This window comes from Streptomyces sp. NPDC089424 (assembly GCF_044749345.1).
GTDB lineage: Bacteria > Actinomycetota > Actinomycetes > Streptomycetales > Streptomycetaceae > Streptomyces.
In genome coordinates this window covers 84210-105163 of the sequence record NZ_JBIVHU010000009.1, presented here as the reverse complement: position 1 = coordinate 105163, position 20954 = coordinate 84210, and the positions used below count along the sequence as shown (strand labels likewise).

The following is a 20954-nucleotide window of genomic DNA, read 5'->3' as shown; positions in this document are numbered from 1 at the left end:
TCCCACTGTCCGCTTTTCACCCCCACGTGGTGCCCGCGGGCTCCTTGATCGTGGTGTTGACGCGGTTGAACAGGTTCGTCAGGGAGACGGTCAGGATCAGCGCCGACAGCTCCCTCTCGTCGAAGTGGTCGGCGACCTCGTCCCACAACCCGTCCGGAACCGCCTCCTCGGACCGGTCGGCCAGCCGCGTCACGGTCTCCGCGAGGGTCAGCGCGGTGCGCTCGGCGTCGCTGTAGAAAGGCGCGTGCCGCCAGGCGGCGACCGAGGCGATGCGCTCCTCGCTTGCGCCCGCTTTGCGCAGATTGTCGACATGTCCGTGGACGCAGGCGCCGCAGCCGTTGATCTGGCTGACCCGCAGCCCGACCAGTTCCGCGACCTCCCGGTCCAGCCCGCTCTCCCCGATGGCCTGGAGGAGCGTCCCGATGCCCTTCAGCGCGCCCGGGAGGACGTACGCCGGGTTCGTCATCCGTGCCTGCATGGTGGTGCCTCCTGTTGTCAGTGGCCGGTGCGATCCTTGCCTTCACCGCACTGACGGATCGGGGGCGGTCGTTGTGACGGATCGACGGGACGGATCTTCTGCCGTTCGCGCGCTACACCTTTCGGGACATTCAGAACCTTTCCGGCCTGTCGGACACTGCCCAAGACAGGTGCCGCCGCCGTAACGTGATCCGCGACCGCATGGACCGCGCGTACGAAAGTGAGGCAGCACCCCATGCCCCCCTTCGATGTCCCCGAGGGCGACCCCTTCGGTCCGCACAACCTTCCGTACGGAGTGTTCTCACCCGCCGGGTCCGCCGAACGGACCGTGGGCGTCCGTCTCGGCGACCATGTCCTCGACGCCGGCGCGGCGGCACTGGCGCTCGGCTCCCCGTACGCCGAGCTGCTGGCCCGCCCGACCCTCAACCCGCTGCTGGCCGCGGGCCGCACGGCCTGGTCCGATGTCCGGCGCGCACTGACGGCCTGGGTCACCGTGCCGTCCCACCGCGAGTCCCTCGCGCCCCTGATGCACCCGCTGTCCTCGGTGACCCTGCACCTGCCCTTCGAGGTCGCGGACTACGTCGACTTCTACGCGTCCGAGAACCACGCACGCAACGTCGGCCAGATCTTCCGCCCCGACGCCGCGGACTCCCTGACGCCCAACTGGAAGCACCTGCCGATCGGTTACCACGGCCGCGCCGGCACGGTCGTCGTCTCCGGCACCGACGTCGTCCGCCCCTCCGGCCAGCGCAAGGCCCCGGCCGACGCCGAACCGGTCTTCGGCACATCAGTCCGCCTGGACATCGAGGCCGAGGTCGGCTTCGTGGTCGGCGTCCCCTCGGCGATGGGCACCCCCGTGCCGCTGTCCGGCTTCCGCGACCACGTGTTCGGGCTGTGCCTCCTCAACGACTGGTCCGCCCGCGACATCCAGGCCTGGGAGTACGTCCCCCTCGGCCCCTTCCTCGGCAAGTCCTTCGCCACCTCGGTGTCGGCCTGGATCACCCCGCTGGACGCGCTGGACGAGGCGCGGGTGGCCCCGCCCTCGCGGACGCACCCCCTGCTGCCCTACCTGGACGACGCCGAGGAGGAGCCCGGCGGCTACGACCTGCGGATCTCCGTCGCCCTCAACGGCCACGTCGTCGCGGAGCCGCCCTTCTCCACCATGTACTGGACGGCGGCCCAGCAGCTGGCCCACATGACCGTCAATGGCGCCTCCCTGCGCACCGGCGACCTCTACGGCTCGGGCACGGTCAGCGGCCCCGGCGAGGGCGAGCGCGGCTCGCTCCTGGAGCTGACCTGGAACGGCCGCGACGTCATCGAACTGCCCGACGGCAAGCGCACGTTCCTGGAGGACGGCGACGTCGTGACGATGACGGCCTGGGCTCCGGGCGCGGGTGGCGTGCGCGTGGGGCTGGGCGAGGTGACGGGACGCGTCGTGGCGGAGTGAGGTTTCCGCTACAGCGGCGGCTTCGGCGCTGACCGCGGCCGCCCGTCACCGTCATACTGGCGGCGGGCGGTGCGCGGTCCGCGGCGCGGGCCTGTGCGGCATGCGGCGTACGCCGTACGCCGTGAGATACGCACCGCACCGACCAGCACCGACCCGAAGCCGCCCCCTCCCGACCAGGATCCGGAGCCCGTGGCATGACCGTCTGCCTGCTCCTGCTGAGCGTCGTCGCCTTGGCCGCCGCCGTACCGGCCCCGGGTGCGCTGGTGCGCGCCGCGTGGCCCGAACGGGAGCCCGTCGTCGGGCTGTGGGTGTGGCAGTGCCTGGTGGCCACGGTGCTGCTGTGCTGTCTGACCGCGCTGGTCCTGGGCGCTGCGGCCGTCTTCCAGACGGTGCGTGACCAGGTCTTCGCGCCCGCCCCGCCGCGCGTGGCCGCCGCCTACGACCTGTCGGCGGCGCCCCCTTGGGCCGCCACGCTGACCCTGCTGCTGGCCTGCGGTGCCGCGTGGACCACGGCGATGCTGGTGCGCGAGCTGTTCGAGGCCAGGCGGCGTCGCGGCCAGGCCCGCGCACACCTCCGGGAACGCGCCCCCGACCTGCCCGCGGGACTGCCCGCCGCCCGGGGGCCGCTGCTGGTCCTGGAGGACGAGTACCCCGACGCCTGGTGGATGCCGGGCAGCCCGCCCCAGCTGATCGTCACGACGGGGGCGCTGCACCGGCTCACCGACCATCAGCTCGATGCAGTCCTCACCCACGAGCGCGGCCACGCCCGCGCCCGTCACGACTGGCTGCTGCACCTGTCCACCGCGCTCGCCACCGGGTTCCCGCGCGTCCCCCTCTTCGCCCACTTCTGCGACCAGACGCACCGCCTGGTCGAACTCTCCGCCGACGACACGGCCTCCCGCCGCTGCGGCCACCTGACCACCGCGCTGGCCCTGATCGAACTCAACCAGCACCGAGGGGTCCTCTCCTGCGCCTCCAGCCATCGCCTGCTCGGTGAACGCGTGGACCGCCTCCTGGAGCCGCCCGCCCGGCTCGACCGCCGGCACCGGGCCCTGACGACGACCGCCGCGGCTCTGGTGCCGCTGCTGCCCCTGCTGATCACGTTCGCCCCCGGGCTGACCGCACTCTCCTGACGAGTACGGCGCCACCCGCAACACCGTCCGCCAGGCGCTCGACCTGCTGCGCGCCGAAGGGGAGGGGGCCTGTCAGGCGTCAGGTCCAGTCGTCCGGCTCGGGCTCCGGCTCCGCGTCCGGCTCGGGCCACTCGTCCGCGCCCTTATCCTCGGCGGGCGCCTGCGCGGAGCCGCTCGATCCGTCCAGGGACGCCAGCACCGCCAGCACGCCCTCCCCGTACGTCACCAGCTTCTTCTCGCCGACTCCGCTGATGCCGCCGAGCTCCGCCACCGACCGGGGCCAGGCGGTGGCGATCTCGCGCAGGGTGGCGTCGTGGAAGATGACGTAGGCCGGGACGCCCTGCTCCCGCGCCTGCTCGGCGCGCCAGGCGCGCAGCGCCTCGAAGGCCGGCTGGAGTTCCTCGGGCAGCTCCGCGGCGGCGGCCTTCGCCTTGCGCTCGCCGCGCCCGGACGCCGAGGATCCCGCCCGCGCACCGACCGGCTTCTTCGGCTCCTTGCGCAGCGGCACCTCCCGCTCCCGGCGCAGCACGCCGCCGCTGGCCTCGGTCAGCACGAGCGTGCCGTAGTCGCCCTCGACCGCGAGCAGCCCCTGGGCGAGCAACTGCCGGACCACGCCACGCCATTCGCCCTCGCTCAGCTCCTCGCCGATGCCGAACACCGAGAGCTGGTCGTGGTCGAACTGGATCACCTTCGCGGTGCGCCTGCCGAGCAGGATGTCGACGATCTGCACCGCCCCGAACTTCTGCCCCCGCTCCCGCTGCAACCGCACCACGGTCGACAGCACCTTCTGCGCCGCGACGGTGCCGTCCCAGGTCTCGGGCGGTGTGAGACAGGTGTCGCAGTTGCCGCAGCCGGCCGGGTCCGGTTCCTGGCCGAAGTATGCGAGCAGCTGGCCCCGACGGCACTGTGCCGTCTCGCACAGCGCCAGCATCGCGTCCAGGTGCGCGGCGGCCCGCCGCCGGAACGCCTCGTCGCCCTCACCGGACTGGATCAGCTTGCGCTGCTGGATGACGTCGTTGAGGCCGTAGGCCATCCAGGCCGTGGACGGCAGCCCGTCCCGCCCGGCGCGGCCGGTCTCCTGGTAGTACCCCTCCACGGACTTGGGCAGGTCCAGGTGGGCCACGAACCGCACGTCCGGCTTGTCGATCCCCATCCCGAAGGCGATCGTCGCGACGACCACCAGCCCGTCCTCCCGCAGGAACCGCGCCTGGTGCGCCGCTCGCGTGCCCGCGTCCAGGCCCGCGTGGTACGGCACGGCCTCGACACCGTTCCTGGTCAGGAACTCGGCCGTCGCCTCCACCGACTTCCGCGACAGGCAGTAGACGATGCCCGCGTCGCCCGCGTGCTCCTCGCGCAGGAAGCCGAGGAGCTGCTTCTTCGGGTCGGCCTTCGGCACGACCCGGTACTGGATGTTGGGCCGGTCGAAGCTCGCCTCGAAGTGCCGGGCCGCCGGCATGTCCAGCCGCTGGGTGATCTCCTGGTGGGTGGCCCGGGTGGCGGTCGCCGTCAGCGCGATCCGCGGCACCTCGGGCCAGCGCTCGCCGAGCAGCGACAGCGTCAGGTAGTCGGGCCGGAAGTCGTGCCCCCACTGGGACACGCAGTGCGCCTCGTCGATCGCGAAGACGGAGATCTTCCCGCGTGACAGCAGGTCCAGCGTGGCGTCGAGGCGCAGCCGCTCGGGAGCCAGATACAGCAGGTCCAGCTCACCGGCGAGGAACTCGGCCTCCACCACGCGCCGCTCGTCGAAGTCCTGCGTGGAGTTGACGAACCCGGCCCGCACACCCAGCGCCCGCAGCGCGTCGACCTGGTCCTGCATCAGCGCGATGAGCGGCGACACCACGATGCCCGTACCCGGTCTGACCAGGGCCGGAATCTGGTAGCAGAGGGACTTGCCGCCACCGGTCGGCATGAGGACGACGGCGTCGCCACCGGCCACCACATGGTCGATGACCGCTTCCTGCTCCCCACGGAAGGCCTCGTACCCGAAGACCTTGTGGAGTGCAGCCAACGCCTCACTCTCAGCTACCGCCATGACACCTACCCCGCCTGTCCCACCCATCGCCGTGCCCCCGTACGTCGCCTCTCGACCACTGCGTCCACGATAGGCGCCCGCACCGACAGCCCCGGAGTTATCCACAGGCTTCCTCCCCCCGGGCAGCGGAACGGCCCTCCCCGGTCGACGAGGAGGGCCGCTGCGGACGGGGGTGCGTCAGCGCACGAACACCCCCGCGTTCCCCGCCAGCTCCAGGAAGTACTGCGGCGCCACACCCAGCACCAGCGTGACCGCCACGCCCATCCCGATCGCCGTCACCGTCAGGGGCGACGGCACCGCGACCGTCGGACCCTCCGGCTTCGGGTCGCTGAAGAACATGAGGACGATCACCCGGATGTAGAAGAACGCGGCGATCGCGGACGAGATCACACCGACCACCACCAGCGGCCCCGCGCCGCCCTCCGCTGCCGCCTTGAACACGGCGAACTTCCCGGCGAAACCGGAGGTCAGCGGGATACCGGCGAAGGCCAGCAGGAAGATCGCGAACACGGCCGCCACCAGGGGCGACCTGCGTCCGAGCCCCGCCCACTTGGACAGGTGTGTCGCCTCGCCGCCGGCGTCCCGCACCAGCGTCACCACCGCGAACGCACCGATCGTCACGAACGAGTACGCCAGCAGGTAGAAGAGCACGGAGGACACACCGTCGGGCGTCGTCGCGATGACACCCGCGAGGATGAACCCCGCGTGCGCGATCGACGAGTACGCCAGCAGCCGCTTGATGTCGGTCTGCGTGATCGCGACGATCGCGCCGCCCAGCATGGTGACGATCGCGACGCCCCACATCACCGGCCGCCAGTCCCAGCGCAGGCCGGGCAGCACGACGTACAGGATCCGCAGCAGCGCGCCGAACGCGGCCACCTTCGTCGCCGCCGCCATGAAGCCCGTCACCGGCGTAGGCGCGCCTTGGTACACGTCGGGCGTCCACATGTGGAACGGCACCGCGCCCACCTTGAACAGCAGCCCCATCACGATCAGCGCGGTGCCGATCAGCAGCAGCACGTCGTTGCCCATGGTGCTCGCGAGGGCGGGGGTGATGTCGGTCAGGGTGCCGTCGACGACCTGCGCGATCGTGCCGTACGACATCGAGCCGGAGTAGCCGTACAGCATGGCGATCCCGAACAGCGTGAACGCGGAGGCGAACGCGCCGAGCAGGAAGTACTTGACCGCCGCCTCCTGCGACATCAGCCGCTTGCGGCGGGCCAGGGCGCACATCAGGTACAGCGGCAGCGAGAAGACCTCCAGCGCCACGAACAGCGTCAGCAGGTCGTTGGCCGCCGGGAAGAGCAGCATCCCGGAGACCGCGAAGAGGAGCAGCGGGAAGACCTCGGTGGTGGTGAAGCCCGCCTTGACCGCGGCCTTCTCGCTGTCGCTGCCGGGCACCGACGCCGCCTGGGCGGCGAAGGAGTCGACCCGGTTGCCGTGCGTGGCGGGGTCGAGCCGCCGCTCGGCGAAGGTGAACAGGGCGACCAGCGCGGACAGCAGGATCGTGCCCTGCAGGAACAGCGCCGGTCCGTCGACCGCGACCGCGCCCATCGCCGCGATCTGCGCCTTCGTGGTGCCGTACCCGTCCGCCGCGAGGGCGACGACCGCCGCGAAACCGGCGGCCAGACCCACGGCGGACACGAACATCTGCGCGTAGTAACGGGACTTGCGCGGGACGAACGCCTCGACCAGCACCCCGATGATCGCCGCGCCGATCACGATCAGCATGGGCGACAGCTGGGCGTACTCGATCTTCGGCGCGTCGATCTTGGCGATCGGATCCGCCGCGGTTGTCCACAGGCTGTGGACGGCTGTTGCGCTCACTTGGCCGCCTCCACCTCGGGCCGGGGGTCCTGCTTCTGTACGTCGGACATGGTCTGCTTCACCGCCGGGTTGACGATGTCCGTGAGGGGCTTCGGGTAGACGCCCAGGAAGATCAGCAACGCCACCAGCGGGGCGACCACCACGAGCTCACGCACCCTGAGGTCCGGCATCGCGGACACCGCCGGCTTCACCGGGCCCGTCATCGTCCGCTGGTACAGAACGAGGGTGTAGAGCGCGGCGAGGACGATGCCGAAGGTGGCGATGATGCCGATCACCGGATAGCGCGCGAACGTGCCCACCAGGACCAGGAATTCACTGACGAAGGGCGCGAGCCCGGGCAGCGACAGGGTCGCCAGGCCGCCGATGAGGAAGGTGCCGGCGAGCACCGGAGCGACCTTCTGGACCCCGCCGTAGTCCTCGATCAGGCGCGAGCCCCGCCGCGAGATCAGGAAGCCGGCCACCAGCATCAGCGCGGCCGTCGAGATGCCGTGGTTGACCATGTACAGCGTCGCGCCCGACTGACCCTGGCTGGTCATCGCGAAGATGCCCATGACGATGAAGCCGAAGTGCGAGATCGACGCGTACGCGATCAGGCGCTTCATGTCCCGCTGGCCGACGGCGAGCAGCGCCCCGTACACGATGCTGATCAGCGCCAGTACGAGGATGACGGGCGTCGCCCACTTCGAGGCCTCCGGGAACAGCTGGAGGCAGAAGCGGAGCATCGCGAAGGTCCCCACCTTGTCCACGACCGCCGTGATCAGCACGGCGACCGGTGCGGTGGACTCCTGCATGGCGTTGGGCAGCCAGGTGTGCAGCGGCCACAGCGGCGCCTTCACCGCGAACGCGAAGAAGAAGCCGAGGAACAGCCAGCGTTCGGTGTTGGTCGACATCTGCAGCGAGCCGTTGGCCCGGGCCTCGGCGATCTCGGTCAGGGAGAAGTTCCCCGCGACCACGTAGAGGCCGATCACCGCGGCCAGCATGATCAGACCGCCGACCAGGTTGTAGAGCAGGAACTTCACCGCGGCGTACGACCGCTGCGTCGACGCCACCTGCTCACCGTGCTCGTGGGCGCGGTCCCCGAAGCCTCCGATGAGGAAGTACATCGGGATGAGCATGGCCTCGAAGAAGATGTAGAAGAGGAAGACGTCGGTGGCCTCGAAGGAGAGGATCACCATCGCCTCGACGGCCAGGATCAGCGCGAAGAAGCCCTGCGTGGGCCGCCACCGCCTGCTGCCCGTCTCCAGCGGGTCGGCGTCGTGCCAGCCCGCGAGGACGATGAACGGGATCAGCAGCGCGGTGAGCGCGATGAGCACCACCGCGATGCCGTCCACACCCAGTTCGTAGCGGACGCCGAACTCGGCGATCCAGGCGTGCGACTCGGTGAGCTGGTAGCGGTCGCCGTCCGGGTCGAAGCGGACCAGCACCGTGATGGCGAGGGCGAGCGTGGCGAGCGAGACGAGCAGCGCCAGCCACTTGGCGGCGGTGCGCCGCGTCGCCGGGACGGCGGCCGTGGCGATCGCCCCCAGCGCCGGGAGCGCCGCTGTCGCTGTCAGCAGAGGAAAGGACATCGGTATCAGACCGCCCTCATCAGCAGGGTCGCGGCAACGAGAACCGCCGCGCCGCCGAACATCGAGACCGCGTACGACCGCGCGAAGCCGCTCTGCAGCTTGCGCAGCCGCCCGGACAGGCCGCCGACCGAGGCCGCCGTGCCGTTGACGACTCCGTCGACCAGGGTGTGGTCGACGTACACCAGGGACCGCGTCAGGTGCTCGCCGCCACGGACCAGGACGACATGGTTGAAGTCGTCCTGGAGCAGGTCGCGGCGGGCGGCCCGGGTGAGCAGCGAGCCGCGCGGGGCGACGACCGGGACCGGACGGCGGCCGTACTGCGCGTACGCGACCGCGACACCGATCACCATCACGGCCACCGTGGACAGCGTGACCGTCAGCGCGCCGACCGGCGGGTGCCCGTGCTCGTAGCCGGTGACCGGCTCCAGCCAGTGCACGAAGCGCTCGCCGATGCTGAAGAACCCACCGGCGAAGACCGACCCGAAGGCCAGCACGATCATCGGGATCGTCATGGACCGGGGCGACTCGTGCGGGTGCGGCTCGGCGTGCTCGCCGTGGGTGGCGGCGGCGGGCTCGACGCCGGGCTCGGCCGGGGACGCGGTCGCCGTGTGCCGCCACCGCTCCTCCCCGAAGAACGTCATCAGCATCACGCGCGTCATGTAGTACGCCGTGATGGCCGCGCCGAGCAGGGCGCAGGCGCCGAGGATCCAGCCCTCGGTGCCCCCCTTGGCGAACGCCGCCTCGATGATCTTGTCCTTGGAGAAGAAGCCGGACAGACCCGGGAAGCCGATGATCGCGAGGTAGCCGAGGCCGAAGGTGACGAAGGTGATCGGCATGTACTTGCGCAGCCCGCCGTACTTGCGCATGTCGACCTCGTCGTTCATGCCGTGCATGACCGAACCGGCGCCGAGGAACAGCCCTGCCTTGAAGAAGCCGTGCGTCACCAGGTGCATGATCGCGAAGGCGTAGCCGATGGGGCCGAGGCCGGCGGCGAGGACCATGTAGCCGATCTGCGACATGGTGGAGCCGGCCAGCGCCTTCTTGATGTCGTCCTTGGCGCAACCGACGATCGCACCGAACAGGAGCGTGACCGCTCCGACGATCGTGACGACCAGCTGGGCGTCGGGCGCGGCGTTGAAGAGCGCTCCGGAGCGGACGATCAGGTACACGCCCGCCGTCACCATGGTCGCGGCGTGGATCAGGGCCGAGACCGGGGTCGGGCCCTCCATCGCGTCCCCGAGCCAGGACTGCAGCGGCACCTGGGCGGACTTGCCGCAGGCGGCGAGCAGCAGCATCAGGCCGATCGCGGTGAGCATGCCCTCGGAGGTGTCGCCGACGAGGCCCGGCTCGTCGTGACCGCCGAGCACCGGCCCGAACGCGAACGTGCCGAAGGTCGTGAACATCAGCATGATCGCGATCGACAGACCCATGTCACCGACGCGGTTGACCAGGAAGGCCTTCTTGGCGGCGGTGGCGGCGCTGGGCTTGTGCTGCCAGAAACCGATCAGCAGGTAGGAGGCGAGTCCGACGCCTTCCCAGCCGACGTACAGCAGGAGGTAGTTGTCGGCGAGGACCAGGAGCAGCATCGCCGCGAGGAACAGGTTCAGGTAGCCGAAGAAGCGGCGGCGCCGCTCGTCGTGCTCCATGTACCCGATCGAGTACAGGTGGATCAGCGAGCCGACGCCCGTGATCAGCAGGACGAACGTCATCGACAGCTGGTCGAGCTGGAAGGCGACGTCGGCCTGGAAGCCTTCGACGGGGATCCAGCTGAACAGGTGCTGTGTCAGCGTCCGTTCTTCCGCGCCCTTGCCCAGCAGATCGGCGAAGAGGACCGCGCCGAGGGCGAAGGAGACGAACGCGAGGACCGTGCCGATCCAGTGGCCGACGGCGTCGAGCCGTCGGCCGCCGCACAGCAGGACGGCCGCTCCGAGCAGGGGCGCCGCGATCAGCAGCGCAATCAGGTTCTCCACTTCAGCGACCCCTTAGAGCTTCATCAGGCTGGCGTCGTCGACCGAGGCCGAGTGGCGGGAGCGGAACAGCGACACGATGATCGCGAGACCGACCACGACCTCCGCGGCGGCGACGACCATCGTGAAGAACGCGATGATCTGGCCGTCGAGATTGCCGTGCATCCGGGAGAAGGCAACGAACGCGAGGTTGCAGGCGTTGAGCATCAGCTCGACGCACATGAACAGCACGATCGCGTTCCGCCGGATCAGCACGCCGGTCGCGCCGATCGTGAACAGCAGAGCGGCGAGATAGAGGTAGTTGACGGGGTTCACTTCGACGCCTCCTCGGTCCGCTTGAACGTCGGCGGATCGATCTCGTCCCGCTCCAGCCGCTCCTGCGCGCGCTGTTCGAGAGCCCGCAGGTCGTTGAGCGCCTCCGTGGACACGTCCCGGATCTGTCCGCGCTCGCGCAGCGTCTTGCTGACCGTGAGGTCGGACGGAGTGCCGTCGGGCAGCAGGCCCGCGATGTCCACGGCGTTGTGCCGCGCGTACACGCCGGGCGCCGGCAGCGGCGGCACGTGCTTGCCCTCGCGGACCCGCTCCTGCGCCAGCTCCCGCTGGGTCTTCGCGCGCTCGGTGCGCTCGCGGTGGGTGAGGACCATGGCGCCGACGGCGGCCGTGATCAACAGGGCGCCGGTGAGCTCGAACGCGAAGACGTACTTGGTGAAGATGAGGGCGGCGAGGCCCTCCACGTTGCCCCCGGCGTTCGCCTGGCCGATGCCGTTGAACTCCGTCAGGGACGCGTTGCCGATGCCGCCGACGAGCAGGACGCCGAAACCGAGGCCGCACAGGAGGGCCAGCCAGCGCTGGCCCCTGATGGTCTCCTTCAGGGAGTCCGCCGCGGTGACACCGACCAGCATCACCACGAACAGGAACAGCATCATGATCGCGCCGGTGTAGACGACGATCTGCACGATGCCCAGGAAGTAGGCGCCGTTGGCGAGGTAGAACACCGCCAGGATGATCATGGTGCCGGCCAGGCAGAGCGCGCTGTGCACGGCCTTCTTCATGAAGACGGTGCACAGGGCGCCGATCACCGCGACCGTGCCGAGGATCCAGAACTGGACGGCCTCGCCGGTGGAGGTGGTGTAGGCGGCGAGTTGCGCGGTCATCGTCCGACCACCTTCTCCGAGGCGGGTTCGTCGTCACCGGAGGTCGAGGCCGCCTCCTGGGGCGTCTCGCCCTTGGAGAGGGCGACCTGAGGCACCGTGCCGGGCGCGGCCTCCGTCACCAGGCCCCGGTAGTAGTCCTGTTCGTCCATCCCGGGGTAGATGGCGTGCGGCGAGTCGACCATGCCCTCCTCCAGGCCGGCCAGCAGCTGCTCCTTGGTGTAGATGAGGTTGGCGCGGCTGGAGTCGGCGAGCTCGAAGTCGTTGGTCATCGTCAACGCGCGCGTGGGGCAGGCCTCGATGCACAGGCCGCACAGGATGCAGCGGGCGTAGTTGATCTGGTACACCCGCCCGTACCGCTCGCCCGGCGAGTAGCGCTCCTCGTCGGTGTTGTCGGCGCCCTCCACGTAGATGGCGTCGGCGGGGCAGGCCCAGGCGCACAGCTCGCAGCCGACGCACTTCTCCAGGCCGTCCGGATGGCGGTTGAGCTGGTGCCGTCCGTGGAACCGTGGGGCCGTGGTCTTCTGCTGCTCCGGGTACTGCTCGGTCAGCCGCTTCTTGAACATGGCCTTGAAGGTCACGCCGAAGCCGGCCACGGGGTTCTGGAAACCGGGCTTGGTCTCCTTCGGCTCCTCAGCCATCGGACGCCTCCTTTCCATCCGTAGATCCACCCAGAGATCCGTCACTCTGAGTATCGGGCCCACCACTGACAATCAGCTCCCGCTCCCGTCGCGAGCGGCGCCTCGGCACCGGTGGCAGCTCCTGTCCGGGCAGCGGCGGCACCGGGAACCCACCGGCCATCGGGTCGAACGAGGGCTGCTCGGCCGCCGGCTGGGCCGGCCCCGAGCGGTCGCGGAAGAAGTCCACGACGAACGAGAGCAGCAGCAGGGCGAGGACACCGCCACCCACCCAGAGGGCGATGTCGGCGAAGGCGTAGTTCTCGTTGCGCAGCGTCCGCACGGTCGCGACCAGCATCAGCCAGACCACGGAGACCGGGATGAGGACCTTCCAGCCGAGCTTCATCAGCTGGTCGTAGCGCACGCGCGGGAGCGTGCCGCGCAGCCAGATGAAGAAGAACAGCAGCAGCTGCACCTTGACCACGAACCAGAGCATTGGCCACCAGCCGTGGTTGGCGCCCTCCCAGAAGGTGCTGATCGGCCACGGGGCCCGCCAGCCGCCCAGGAAGAGCGTCACGGACACGGCCGAGACGGTCACCATGTTGACGTACTCGGCGAGCATGAACATCGCGAACTTGATCGACGAGTACTCGGTGTTGAACCCGCCGACCAGGTCGCCCTCGGACTCCGGCATGTCGAACGGGGCGCGGTTGGTCTCGCCGATCATCGTGACGATGTAGATCACGAAGGAGACCGGCAGCAGCACCACGAACCAGCGGTCCGCCTGCGCCTCGACGATCGCCGACGTCGACATCGAGCCCGAGTAGAGGAACACCGACGCGAACGCGGCACCCATGGCGATCTCGTACGAGATCATCTGCGCGCAGGAGCGCAGACCGCCGAGCAGCGGATAGGTGGAGCCGGAGCTCCAGCCCGCCAGCACGATGCCGTAGATGCCGACCGAGGCGACCGCGAGGATGTACAGCATCGCGATCGGCAGGTCGGTCAGCTGCATCGTGGTGCGGTGACCGAAGATCGAGATCTCGTTGCCGGACGGGCCGAACGGGATCACCGCGATCGCCATGAAGGCCGGGATGGCCGCGACGATCGGCGCGAGGACGTACACCACCTTGTCGGCACGCTTGACGATCAGGTCTTCCTTGAGCATCAGCTTGATGCCGTCGGCGAGCGACTGGAGCATGCCCCAGGGGCCGTGCCGGTTGGGCCCGATGCGCAGCTGCATCCAGGCGACGACCTTGCGCTCCCACACGATGGAGAACAGCACGGTCACCATCAGGAAGGCGAAGCAGAACACCGCCTTGATCGCGACCAGCCACCACGGGTCGGTGCCGAACATGGAGAGGTCTTCAGCGGCGACGAAGTACGGGCTCATGCCTCCACCTCCTTGGGGGCCTCACCGGCGGGCGTCGCCGGGCCGATGCGGACGAGGGAGCCGGGCAGCGCCCCGGTGTCGGAGGCCACGCCCCCGCCCGCGGAGTTCAGCGGCAGCCAGACCACGCGGTCGGGCATCTCGGTGATCCGAAGCGGCAGCTGGACCGTGCCGGCGGGTCCGGTCACGGCGAGCACCTCGCCCTCCTCGACCCCCGCCTCGGCCGCCGTGGCGGGCGACACGCGCGCGCGTGCGGCGTGCCGTGTCCCGGCCAGCGCCTCGTCGCCGTCCTGGAGGCGGCCCTGGTCGAGCAGCAGCCGGTGCCCGGCCAGCACGGCCTCACCGGCGGCCGGCCGCGGCAGGACGCCCGCGCTCTGCAGGGGCTCGGTGGCCCGCTCCCCGGACCAGGCGCCGAGCCGGTCCAGCTCCGCGCGCGCGGTCCGCAGATCCGGCAGACCGAGGTGCACGTCCATGGCGTCGGCGAGCATCTGCAGCACCCGGGCGTCGGCGGGGGCCAGGCGGCGGCTCATCTGGTCGGGCTTCAGCGCGGCCTCGAAGAAGCGGACCCGGCCCTCCCAGTTGAGGAACGCACCCGCCTTCTCGGCCACCGCGGCGACCGGCAGGACCACGTCGGCGAGCTCCGTGACCTCGCTGGGCCGCATTTCGAGCGAGACCAGGAAACCGACCTCGCCGAGCGCCTCCCGCGCGCGTGCCGGGTCGGGCAGGTCGGCGACCTCGACCCCGGCCACCAGCAGCGCCTGGAGCTCACCGCTCGCGGCGGCCTCGATCATCTGGCCGGTGTCCCGGCCGTAGCGGAGCGGGAGTTCGGCGACGCCCCAGGCGGAGGCGACCTCGTCGCGTGCGCGCGGGTCGGTCGCCGGGCGGCCGCCCGGCAGCAGCGAGGGCAGCGCACCCGCCTCGATCGCACCGCGCTCCCCGGCCCGCCGGGGGATCCACACCAGCCGGGCGCCGGTGGCGGCCGCGGCCCGTACGGCGGCGGTGAGCCCACCGGCCACACCGGCCAGCCGTTCGCCGACGACGATCACCGCGCCGTCGGCGCGCAGCGCCTCCGCGGCCACCGCGCCACCGTCCTCCAGGCCGACGCCGCTCGCGAGCGCGTCCAGCCATTCGGTCTCGGTGCCGGGGGCTGCGGGCAGCAGCGTGCCGCCCGCCTTCTCCAGGCCGCGCGTGCTGTGCGTGGCCAGCGAGAACACCTTCTGCCCGTGCTTGCGCCAGGCCTTGCGCAGCCGCAGGAAGACGCCGGGCGCCTCCTCCTCCGACTCGAAGCCGGCCAGCAGGACGGCGGGCGCCTTCTCCAGGAGCGTGTACGTGACGCCGGTGCCGTCGAGGTCCCGGCCACGGCCGGCGACCCGCGCGGCGAGGAAGTCGGACTCCTCGGGGCTGTGCACGCGCGCGCGGAAGTCGATGTCGTTGGTGTCGAGCGCCACCCGCGCGAACTTGCTGTACGCGTAGGCGTCCTCGACGGTGAGCCGGCCGCCGGTCAGCACACCGGTGCGGCCCCGCGAGGCGAGCAGCCCCTGTGCCGCGATCTGCAGCGCCTCCGGCCAGGAGGCGGGCTCCAGCTCACCCTCGGCGTTGCGCAGCAGCGGCGTCTCCAGGCGGTCCTTCACCTGTGCGTACCGGAACGCGAAGCGCCCCTTGTCGCACATCCACTCCTCGTTGACCTCGGGGTCGTTCGCCGCGAGGCGCCGCATGACCTTGCCGCGCCGGTGGTCGGTGCGGGTGGCGCAGCCGCCGGAGCAGTGCTCGCAGACGCTCGGCGAGGAGACGAGGTCGAACGGGCGGGAGCGGAACCGGTAGGCCGCCGAGGTGAGCGCGCCGACCGGGCAGATCTGGATCGTGTTGCCCGAGAAGTACGACTCGAAGGGGTCGCCCTCGCCGGTGCCCACCTGCTGCAGCGCGCCCCGCTCCAGCAGCTCGATCATCGGGTCGCCCGCGACCTGGTTGGAGAACCGGGTGCAGCGCGCGCACAGCACGCACCGCTCGCGGTCCAGCAGGACCTGCGTGGAGATCGGGACCGGCTTGGCGAAGGTGCGCTTGCGGCCCTCGAACCTGGACTCGGCGTTGCCGTGGGACATCGCCTGGTTCTGCAGCGGGCACTCGCCGCCCTTGTCGCAGACCGGGCAGTCCAGCGGGTGGTTGATGAGCAGCAGCTCCATCACGCCGTGCTGCGCCTTCTCGGCGACCGGCGAGGTCAGCTGGGTCTTGACCACCATCCCGTCGGTGCAGGTGATGGTGCAGGACGCCATCGGCTTGCGCTGCCCCTCGACGTCGACGATGCACTGACGGCAGGCACCGACCGGGTCGAGTAGGGGATGGTCGCAGAACCGCGGGATCTCGATGCCGAGCTGCTCCGCGGCCCGGATGACCAGGGTGCCCTTGGGCACGCTGATCTCGGCGCCGTCGATCGTCAGCGTGACGAGGTCCTCCGGCGGCACCGCCGCCTCTCCCCCGCCGGAGGGAGCGCTCGTGGTCACAGTCATGCGTTCACCTCCGTACGGTGGTCGGCCCAGGCCGTCGACCTGGCCGGGTCGAACGGGCAGCCACGGCCCGTGATGTGCTCCTCGTACTCGTCACGGAAGTACTGGAGCGAGGAGAAGATCGGCGAGGCGGCACCGTCGCCGAGGGCGCAGAAGGACTTGCCGTTGATGTTGTCGGCGATGTCGGCCAGCTTGTCGAGGTCGCTCATCGCGCCCTTGCCGGCCTCGATGTCCCTCAGCAACTGCACCAGCCAGTAGGTGCCTTCACGACACGGTGTGCACTTGCCGCAGGACTCGTGGGCGTAGAACTCGGTCCAGCGGGTCACGGCGCGCACGACGCAGGTCGTCTCGTCGAAGCACTGCAGGGCCTTGGTGCCGAGCATGGAACCCGCGGCGCCCACTCCCTCGTAGTCCAGCGGGACGTCGAGGTGCTCGTCGGTGAGCAGCGGTGTCGAGGAGCCGCCCGGCGTCCAGAACTTCAGCCGGTGGCCGGGCCGCATCCCGCCGCTCATGTCGAGCAGCTGGCGCAGGGTGATGCCGAGCGGCGCCTCGTACTGGCCGGGGCTCGCGACATGACCGCTGAGCGAGTAGAGCGTGAAGCCGGGCGACTTCTCGCTCCCCATCGACCTGAACCATTCCTTGCCGTTCTTCAGGATGGCGGGAACCGAGGCGATCGATTCGACGTTGTTCACCACAGTCGGGCACGCGTAGAGGCCCGCGACGGCAGGGAAGGGGGGACGGAGCCGCGGTTGACCCCGGCGGCCTTCCAGCGAGTCCAGCAGCGCCGTTTCCTCACCGCAGATGTACGCGCCCGCGCCGGCGTGCACCGTGATGTCGAGGTCGAGCCCGCTGCCGAGGATGTTCTCGCCCAGGTAGCCCGCCGCGTACGCCTCGGCCACGGCCGAGTGCAACCGCCGCAGGACGGGGACGACTTCACCCCGCAGATAGATGAAGGCATGCGACGACCTGATGGCGTAGCACGCGATGATCATGCCCTCGATGAGGCTGTGCGGGTTCGCGAAGAGGAGCGGGATGTCCTTGCACGTCCCGGGCTCCGACTCGTCGGCGTTGACAACAAGATAGTGCGGCTTTCCGTCTCCCTGGGGAATGAACTGCCACTTCATCCCCGTCGGGAATCCCGCCCCGCCACGGCCGCGCAGCCCGGAGTCCTTGACGTACGCGATGAGGTCGTCGGGCGTCATCGCGAGGGCCTTGCGCAGTCCCTCGTACCCGTCGTGCCGTCGGTAGACGTCCAGCGTCCAGGACCCGTCCTCGTCCCAGAAGGACGACAGCACGGGCGCGAGCAGCTTCTCGGGGCTGGTGTCCTTCAGCTCGGGTGCCAACGTCATCACTCCCCCTCCTCGGCGGTAGGCCCTGCCGGGTGGGAGGGGTCGGACGCCGATGTCTTCTGCGGTGCGTCGTGCGAGCTGAGGTGCTCGGTCGGCGACGGCTCGTGCACGGCACCGTCCTGCGGCTCCTCGTGCGGGCCGCCCTCGCGCGGATGGACCACGCGCGCGGGTGCGGCCTCTCCCCTGGCCAGGCGGAGGCCCACCAGTGACGCGGGTCCCGCGCCGCCCGTGGCCTCGACGGCCCCTTCCCGCTCGTCGGGGAAGCCCGCGAGGATCCGGGCGGTCTCCTTGAACGTGCACAGCGGCGCCCCGCGGGTCGGCTCGACCCGGGCGCCCGTGCGCAGGTCGTCCACCAGGCGCTTCGCGCTCTGCACCGTCTGGTTGTCGAAGAACTCCCAGTTGACCATCACGACCGGGGCGAAGTCGCAGGCCGCGTTGCACTCGATGTGCTCCAGGGTGACCTTGCCGTCGTCGGTGGTCCCCCCGTTACCGACGCCGAGGTGCTCCTGGAGCGCCTCGAAGATCGCGTCACCGCCCATCACCGCGCAGAGGGTGTTGGTGCACACCCCCACCTGGTAGTCACCGCTCGGCCGGCGCCGGTACATGGTGTAGAAGGTGGCGACCGCGGTGACCTCGGCCGTGGTCAGGCCGAGTACGTCCGCGCAGAACTGCATGCCCGTGCGCGTGACATGGCCCTCCTCCGCCTGCACGAGGTGCAGCAGCGGCAGCAGGGCGGACCGGGAGTCGGGGTAGCGGGCGATGACCTCGCGCGCGTCCGCCTCCAGCCGGGTTCGGACGTCGTCCGGGTAGTCGGGCGCGGGCAGTTCCGGCATGCCCAGGCTGACGCCCCGCTCCGAAGAAGAGGTGGTCACCGGTCGACGCCTCCCATCACGGGGTCGATGGACGCGACGGCGACGATGACGTCGGCCACCTGGCCGCCCTCGCACATCGCCGCCATGGCCTGCAGATTGGTGAAGGACGGGTCACGGAAGTGGACCCGGAAGGGACGGGTGCCGCCGTCGGACACGGCGTGCACCCCCAGCTCGCCCTTGGGCGACTCGACCGCCGTGTACGCCTGCCCCGGCGGGACGCGGAAGCCCTCGGTCACGAGCTTGAAGTGGTGGATCAGGGCCTCCATGGAGGTGCCCATGATCTTCTTGATGTGGTCCAGCGAGTTGCCCAGTCCGTCCGGGCCGAGCGCCAGCTGGGCGGGCCAGGCGATCTTCTTGTCGCCGACCATGACCGGCCCGGGCTGCAGCCGGTCCAGGCACTGCTCGACGATCCTGAGCGACTGGCGCATCTCCTCCAGGCGGATCAGGAAGCGGCCGTAGGAGTCGCAGGTGTCGGCGGTCGGGACCTCGAAGTCGAAGGTCTCGTATCCGCAGTAGGGCTGGGACTTGCGCAGGTCGTGCGGCAGGCCGGTGGAGCGCAGGATCGGGCCGGTGGCACCGAGGGCCATGCAGCCGGCCAGGTCCAGATGGCCGACGTCCTGCATACGGGCCTTGAAGATGGGGTTCCCGGTGGCGAGCTTGTCGTACTCCGGGAGGTTCTTCTTCATCTTCTTCACGAACTCGCGGATCTGGTCCACCGCGCCGGGCGGCAGGTCCTGGGCGAGTCCGCCGGGGCGGATGTACGCGTGGTTCATCCGAAGGCCCGTGATGAGCTCGTAGATGTCGAGAATCATTTCACGATCACGGAATCCGTAGATCATGATCGTGGTGGCGCCGAGCTCCATGCCGCCGGTGGCGATGCACACCAGGTGCGAGGAGAGCCGGTTCAGCTCCATGAGGAGCACCCGGATGAGCGTGGCCCGGTCGGGGATCTCGTCCTCGATGCCGAGGAGCTTCTCGACGGCGAGGCAGTAGCCGGTCTCGTTGAAGAAGGACGTCAGGTAATCCATGCGCGTGACGAAGGTGGTGCCCTGCGTCCACGTACGGAATTCCAGGTTCTTCTCGATGCCGGTGTGCAGGTAGCCGATGCCGCACCGGGCCTCGGTGACCGTCTCGCCCTCGATCTCCAGGATCAGGCGGAGCACGCCGTGGGTGGAGGGGTGCTGGGGCCCCATGTTGACGACGATGCGCTCGTCGTCGGCACGGGCCGCGGACTGGACGACCTCGTCCCAGTCGCCACCGGTGACCGTGTAGACGGCGCCTTCGGTGGTCTCCCGCGGAGTTGCGTGCTGCGTGCTCATGAGTACGACCTCCGCTGGTCCGGAGCCGGGATCTGGGCGCCCTTGTACTCGACGGGGATGCCGCCGAGGGGGTAGTCCTTGCGCTGCGGGTGGCCCTGCCAGTCGTCCGGCATCATGATCCGCGTCAGGGCCGGATGACCTTCGAAGACGATCCCGAAGAAGTCGTAGGTCTCGCGCTCGTGCCAGTCGTTGGTCGGATAGACGGCGACCAGCGACGGGATGCGCGGGTCGCTGTCCGGGGCGCTGACCTCCAGGCGGATCAGCCTGTTGTGGGTGATCGAGCGCAGGTGGTACACGGCGTGCAGCTCGCGGCCCTTGTCGCTCGGGTAGTGGACGCCGCTGACCCCGGTGCACAGCTCGAAGCGCAGGGCCGGGTCGTCGCGCAGGGTGCGGGCGACGCGGACGAGATGCTCGCGCTCGATGTGGAAGGTGACCTCGCCCCGGTCGACGACCGTCTTCTCGATGGCGTTCTCGGGGAGCAGTCCCTGCTCCTCCAGAGCGCCCTCCAGCTCGTCGGCGACCTCGTCGAACCAGCCGCCGTAGGGGCGGGTGGCCGGTCCCGGCAGCCGGACCGAGCGGACCAGGCCGCCGTAGCCGGAGGTGTCGCCGCCGTTGTCGGCGCCGAACATGCCGCGCTGGACGCGGATCTCCTCGCCGCCCTCGCCGCGCTGGCCGGGAAGGTTGGAGGCGGAGAGGTCCTTCTCCGGGTTGACGCCGTCCGGCGCCCCGCTGTCGGCGTCACTCATCGCAGCAGCCCCTTCATCTCGATCGTGGGCAGGGCCTTGAGCGCCGCCTCCTCCGCCTCCCGGGCCGCCTCCTCGGCGTTCACGCCGAGCTTGGAGCTCTGGATCTTCTGGTGGAGTTTGAGGATGGCGTCCATCAGCATCTCCGGCCGTGGCGGGCAGCCGGGGAGATAGATGTCGACCGGGACGACGTGGTCGACGCCCTGGACGATGGCGTAGTTGTTGAACATGCCGCCGGAGGAGGCGCACACCCCCATGGAGATCACCCACTTGGGGTTCGGCATCTGGTCGTAGACCTGCCGCAGCACGGGCGCCATCTTCTGGCTGACCCGGCCGGCCACGATCATCAGGTCCGCCTGGCGGGGAGACCCGCGGAAGACCTCCATGCCGAAGCGGGCAAGGTCGTAGCGTCCCGCGCCGGTGGTCATCATCTCGATGGCACAGCAGGCGAGGCCGAACGTGGCGGGGAAGACGGACGCCTTGCGTACCCAGCCCGCGGCCTGCTCGACGGTGGTCAGCAGGAATCCGCTCGGCAGCTTTTCTTCGAGTCCCATGGCTAAA

At 70.2% G+C, this 20954-nt stretch carries 17 protein-coding genes; 2 read left to right on the top strand and 15 right to left on the bottom strand.

Translation table 11 applies throughout. From position 1 onward, the window contains the following. Positions 1 to 16 precede the first annotated feature (16 nt). Positions 17 to 478, bottom strand: a complete 462-nt coding sequence (locus ACIP2X_RS31425) for a carboxymuconolactone decarboxylase family protein (RefSeq protein WP_401679528.1) — start codon at positions 476 to 478, stop codon at positions 17 to 19. A gap of 234 nt (positions 479 to 712) precedes the next feature. Between ACIP2X_RS31425 and fahA the strand changes: the two genes are divergently transcribed. Together fahA and ACIP2X_RS31415 are read left to right on the top strand one after the other, a co-directional pair. After that, positions 713 to 1924: a fumarylacetoacetase gene (fahA, locus tag ACIP2X_RS31420; RefSeq protein ID WP_401679525.1), complete on the top strand. Its 1212-nt coding sequence runs from the start codon at positions 713 to 715 to the stop codon at positions 1922 to 1924. A 194-nt stretch (positions 1925 to 2118) separates the two neighbouring features. Continuing rightward, entirely contained in the window at positions 2119 to 3057 is a 939-nt protein-coding gene (locus ACIP2X_RS31415) for a M56 family metallopeptidase (protein WP_401679522.1), read from the top strand. 79 nt (positions 3058 to 3136) lie between these two features. Here ACIP2X_RS31415 and recQ read toward each other — a convergent pair whose 3' ends face one another. From recQ to ACIP2X_RS31345, 14 genes are all read right to left on the bottom strand, one after another. Then, positions 3137 to 5116 (bottom strand): DNA helicase RecQ, encoded by a 1980-nt coding sequence (gene recQ / locus ACIP2X_RS31410; protein WP_401679519.1) that lies wholly within the window; start codon positions 5114 to 5116, stop codon positions 3137 to 3139. A gap of 150 nt (positions 5117 to 5266) precedes the next feature. Further along, the gene (gene nuoN, locus ACIP2X_RS31405) at positions 5267 to 6916 is read right to left on the bottom strand and encodes an NADH-quinone oxidoreductase subunit NuoN (protein WP_401679516.1); all 1650 of its coding nucleotides are present in this window, start codon (positions 6914 to 6916) and stop codon (positions 5267 to 5269) included. Further along, positions 6913 to 8484 (bottom strand): NADH-quinone oxidoreductase subunit M, encoded by a 1572-nt coding sequence (locus ACIP2X_RS31400; protein ID WP_401679514.1) that lies wholly within the window; start codon positions 8482 to 8484, stop codon positions 6913 to 6915. Before ACIP2X_RS31400 ends, nuoN begins: the two co-directional genes overlap by 4 nt. A gap of 5 nt (positions 8485 to 8489) precedes the next feature. Then, entirely contained in the window at positions 8490 to 10454 is a 1965-nt protein-coding gene (nuoL, locus tag ACIP2X_RS31395; RefSeq protein WP_401679512.1) for an NADH-quinone oxidoreductase subunit L, read from the bottom strand. Between the two features lie 12 nt (positions 10455 to 10466). Beyond that, complete coding sequence (nuoK, locus tag ACIP2X_RS31390; RefSeq protein ID WP_100598032.1) at positions 10467 to 10766, bottom strand: NADH-quinone oxidoreductase subunit NuoK; 300 nt, start codon at positions 10764 to 10766, stop codon at positions 10467 to 10469. Further along, complete coding sequence (locus ACIP2X_RS31385; RefSeq protein WP_401679507.1) at positions 10763 to 11605, bottom strand: NADH-quinone oxidoreductase subunit J; 843 nt, start codon at positions 11603 to 11605, stop codon at positions 10763 to 10765. The genes nuoK and ACIP2X_RS31385 overlap by 4 nt, the downstream gene beginning before the upstream one ends. Then, positions 11602 to 12243: an NADH-quinone oxidoreductase subunit NuoI gene (nuoI, locus tag ACIP2X_RS31380; RefSeq protein WP_401679504.1), complete on the bottom strand. Its 642-nt coding sequence runs from the start codon at positions 12241 to 12243 to the stop codon at positions 11602 to 11604. Before nuoI ends, ACIP2X_RS31385 begins: the two co-directional genes overlap by 4 nt. Beyond that, the gene (gene nuoH / locus ACIP2X_RS31375; RefSeq protein WP_401679502.1) at positions 12236 to 13612 is read right to left on the bottom strand and encodes an NADH-quinone oxidoreductase subunit NuoH; all 1377 of its coding nucleotides are present in this window, start codon (positions 13610 to 13612) and stop codon (positions 12236 to 12238) included. Before nuoH ends, nuoI begins: the two co-directional genes overlap by 8 nt. Continuing rightward, positions 13609 to 16113, bottom strand: a complete 2505-nt coding sequence (locus ACIP2X_RS31370; protein ID WP_401679499.1) for an NADH-quinone oxidoreductase subunit G — start codon at positions 16111 to 16113, stop codon at positions 13609 to 13611. The genes nuoH and ACIP2X_RS31370 overlap by 4 nt, the downstream gene beginning before the upstream one ends. After that, positions 16110 to 17459, bottom strand: a complete 1350-nt coding sequence (gene nuoF / locus ACIP2X_RS31365; RefSeq protein WP_401679496.1) for an NADH-quinone oxidoreductase subunit NuoF — start codon at positions 17457 to 17459, stop codon at positions 16110 to 16112. Before nuoF ends, ACIP2X_RS31370 begins: the two co-directional genes overlap by 4 nt. Beyond that, entirely contained in the window at positions 17459 to 18331 is an 873-nt protein-coding gene (nuoE, locus tag ACIP2X_RS31360; RefSeq protein WP_401679493.1) for an NADH-quinone oxidoreductase subunit NuoE, read from the bottom strand. The genes nuoF and nuoE overlap by 1 nt, the downstream gene beginning before the upstream one ends. Beyond that, positions 18328 to 19650 carry an NADH-quinone oxidoreductase subunit D gene (locus ACIP2X_RS31355; protein ID WP_401679490.1) on the bottom strand — a complete coding sequence of 441 codons (1323 nt, stop codon included), beginning with the start codon at positions 19648 to 19650 and terminating at the stop codon, positions 18328 to 18330. Before ACIP2X_RS31355 ends, nuoE begins: the two co-directional genes overlap by 4 nt. Beyond that, positions 19647 to 20396: an NADH-quinone oxidoreductase subunit C gene (locus ACIP2X_RS31350; RefSeq protein ID WP_401679487.1), complete on the bottom strand. Its 750-nt coding sequence runs from the start codon at positions 20394 to 20396 to the stop codon at positions 19647 to 19649. Before ACIP2X_RS31350 ends, ACIP2X_RS31355 begins: the two co-directional genes overlap by 4 nt. Continuing rightward, the gene (locus tag ACIP2X_RS31345; RefSeq protein ID WP_030174336.1) at positions 20393 to 20947 is read right to left on the bottom strand and encodes an NADH-quinone oxidoreductase subunit B family protein; all 555 of its coding nucleotides are present in this window, start codon (positions 20945 to 20947) and stop codon (positions 20393 to 20395) included. The genes ACIP2X_RS31350 and ACIP2X_RS31345 overlap by 4 nt, the downstream gene beginning before the upstream one ends. Between the last annotated feature and the right edge of the window lie 7 nt (positions 20948 to 20954).

Coding starts and splice junctions, on each gene's coding strand:
- ACIP2X_RS31350 (WP_401679487.1), bottom strand. CDS start 20,396: ATGAGTGACGCCGACAGCGGGGCGCCGGACGGCGTCAACCCGGAGAAG.
- ACIP2X_RS31425 (WP_401679528.1), bottom strand. CDS start 478: ATGCAGGCACGGATGACGAACCCGGCGTACGTCCTCCCGGGCGCGCTG.
- ACIP2X_RS31400 (WP_401679514.1), bottom strand. CDS start 8,484: ATGTCCTTTCCTCTGCTGACAGCGACAGCGGCGCTCCCGGCGCTGGGG.
- ACIP2X_RS31415 (WP_401679522.1), top strand. CDS start 2,119: ATGACCGTCTGCCTGCTCCTGCTGAGCGTCGTCGCCTTGGCCGCCGCC.
- ACIP2X_RS31355 (WP_401679490.1), bottom strand. CDS start 19,650: ATGAGCACGCAGCACGCAACTCCGCGGGAGACCACCGAAGGCGCCGTC.
- ACIP2X_RS31370 (WP_401679499.1), bottom strand. CDS start 16,113: ATGACTGTGACCACGAGCGCTCCCTCCGGCGGGGGAGAGGCGGCGGTG.
- recQ (WP_401679519.1), bottom strand. CDS start 5,116: ATGGGTGGGACAGGCGGGGTAGGTGTCATGGCGGTAGCTGAGAGTGAG.
- nuoH (WP_401679502.1), bottom strand. CDS start 13,612: ATGAGCCCGTACTTCGTCGCCGCTGAAGACCTCTCCATGTTCGGCACC.
- nuoF (WP_401679496.1), bottom strand. CDS start 17,459: ATGACGTTGGCACCCGAGCTGAAGGACACCAGCCCCGAGAAGCTGCTC.
- nuoI (WP_401679504.1), bottom strand. CDS start 12,243: ATGGCTGAGGAGCCGAAGGAGACCAAGCCCGGTTTCCAGAACCCCGTG.
- ACIP2X_RS31385 (WP_401679507.1), bottom strand. CDS start 11,605: ATGACCGCGCAACTCGCCGCCTACACCACCTCCACCGGCGAGGCCGTC.
- fahA (WP_401679525.1), top strand. CDS start 713: ATGCCCCCCTTCGATGTCCCCGAGGGCGACCCCTTCGGTCCGCACAAC.
- ACIP2X_RS31345 (WP_030174336.1), bottom strand. CDS start 20,947: ATGGGACTCGAAGAAAAGCTGCCGAGCGGATTCCTGCTGACCACCGTC.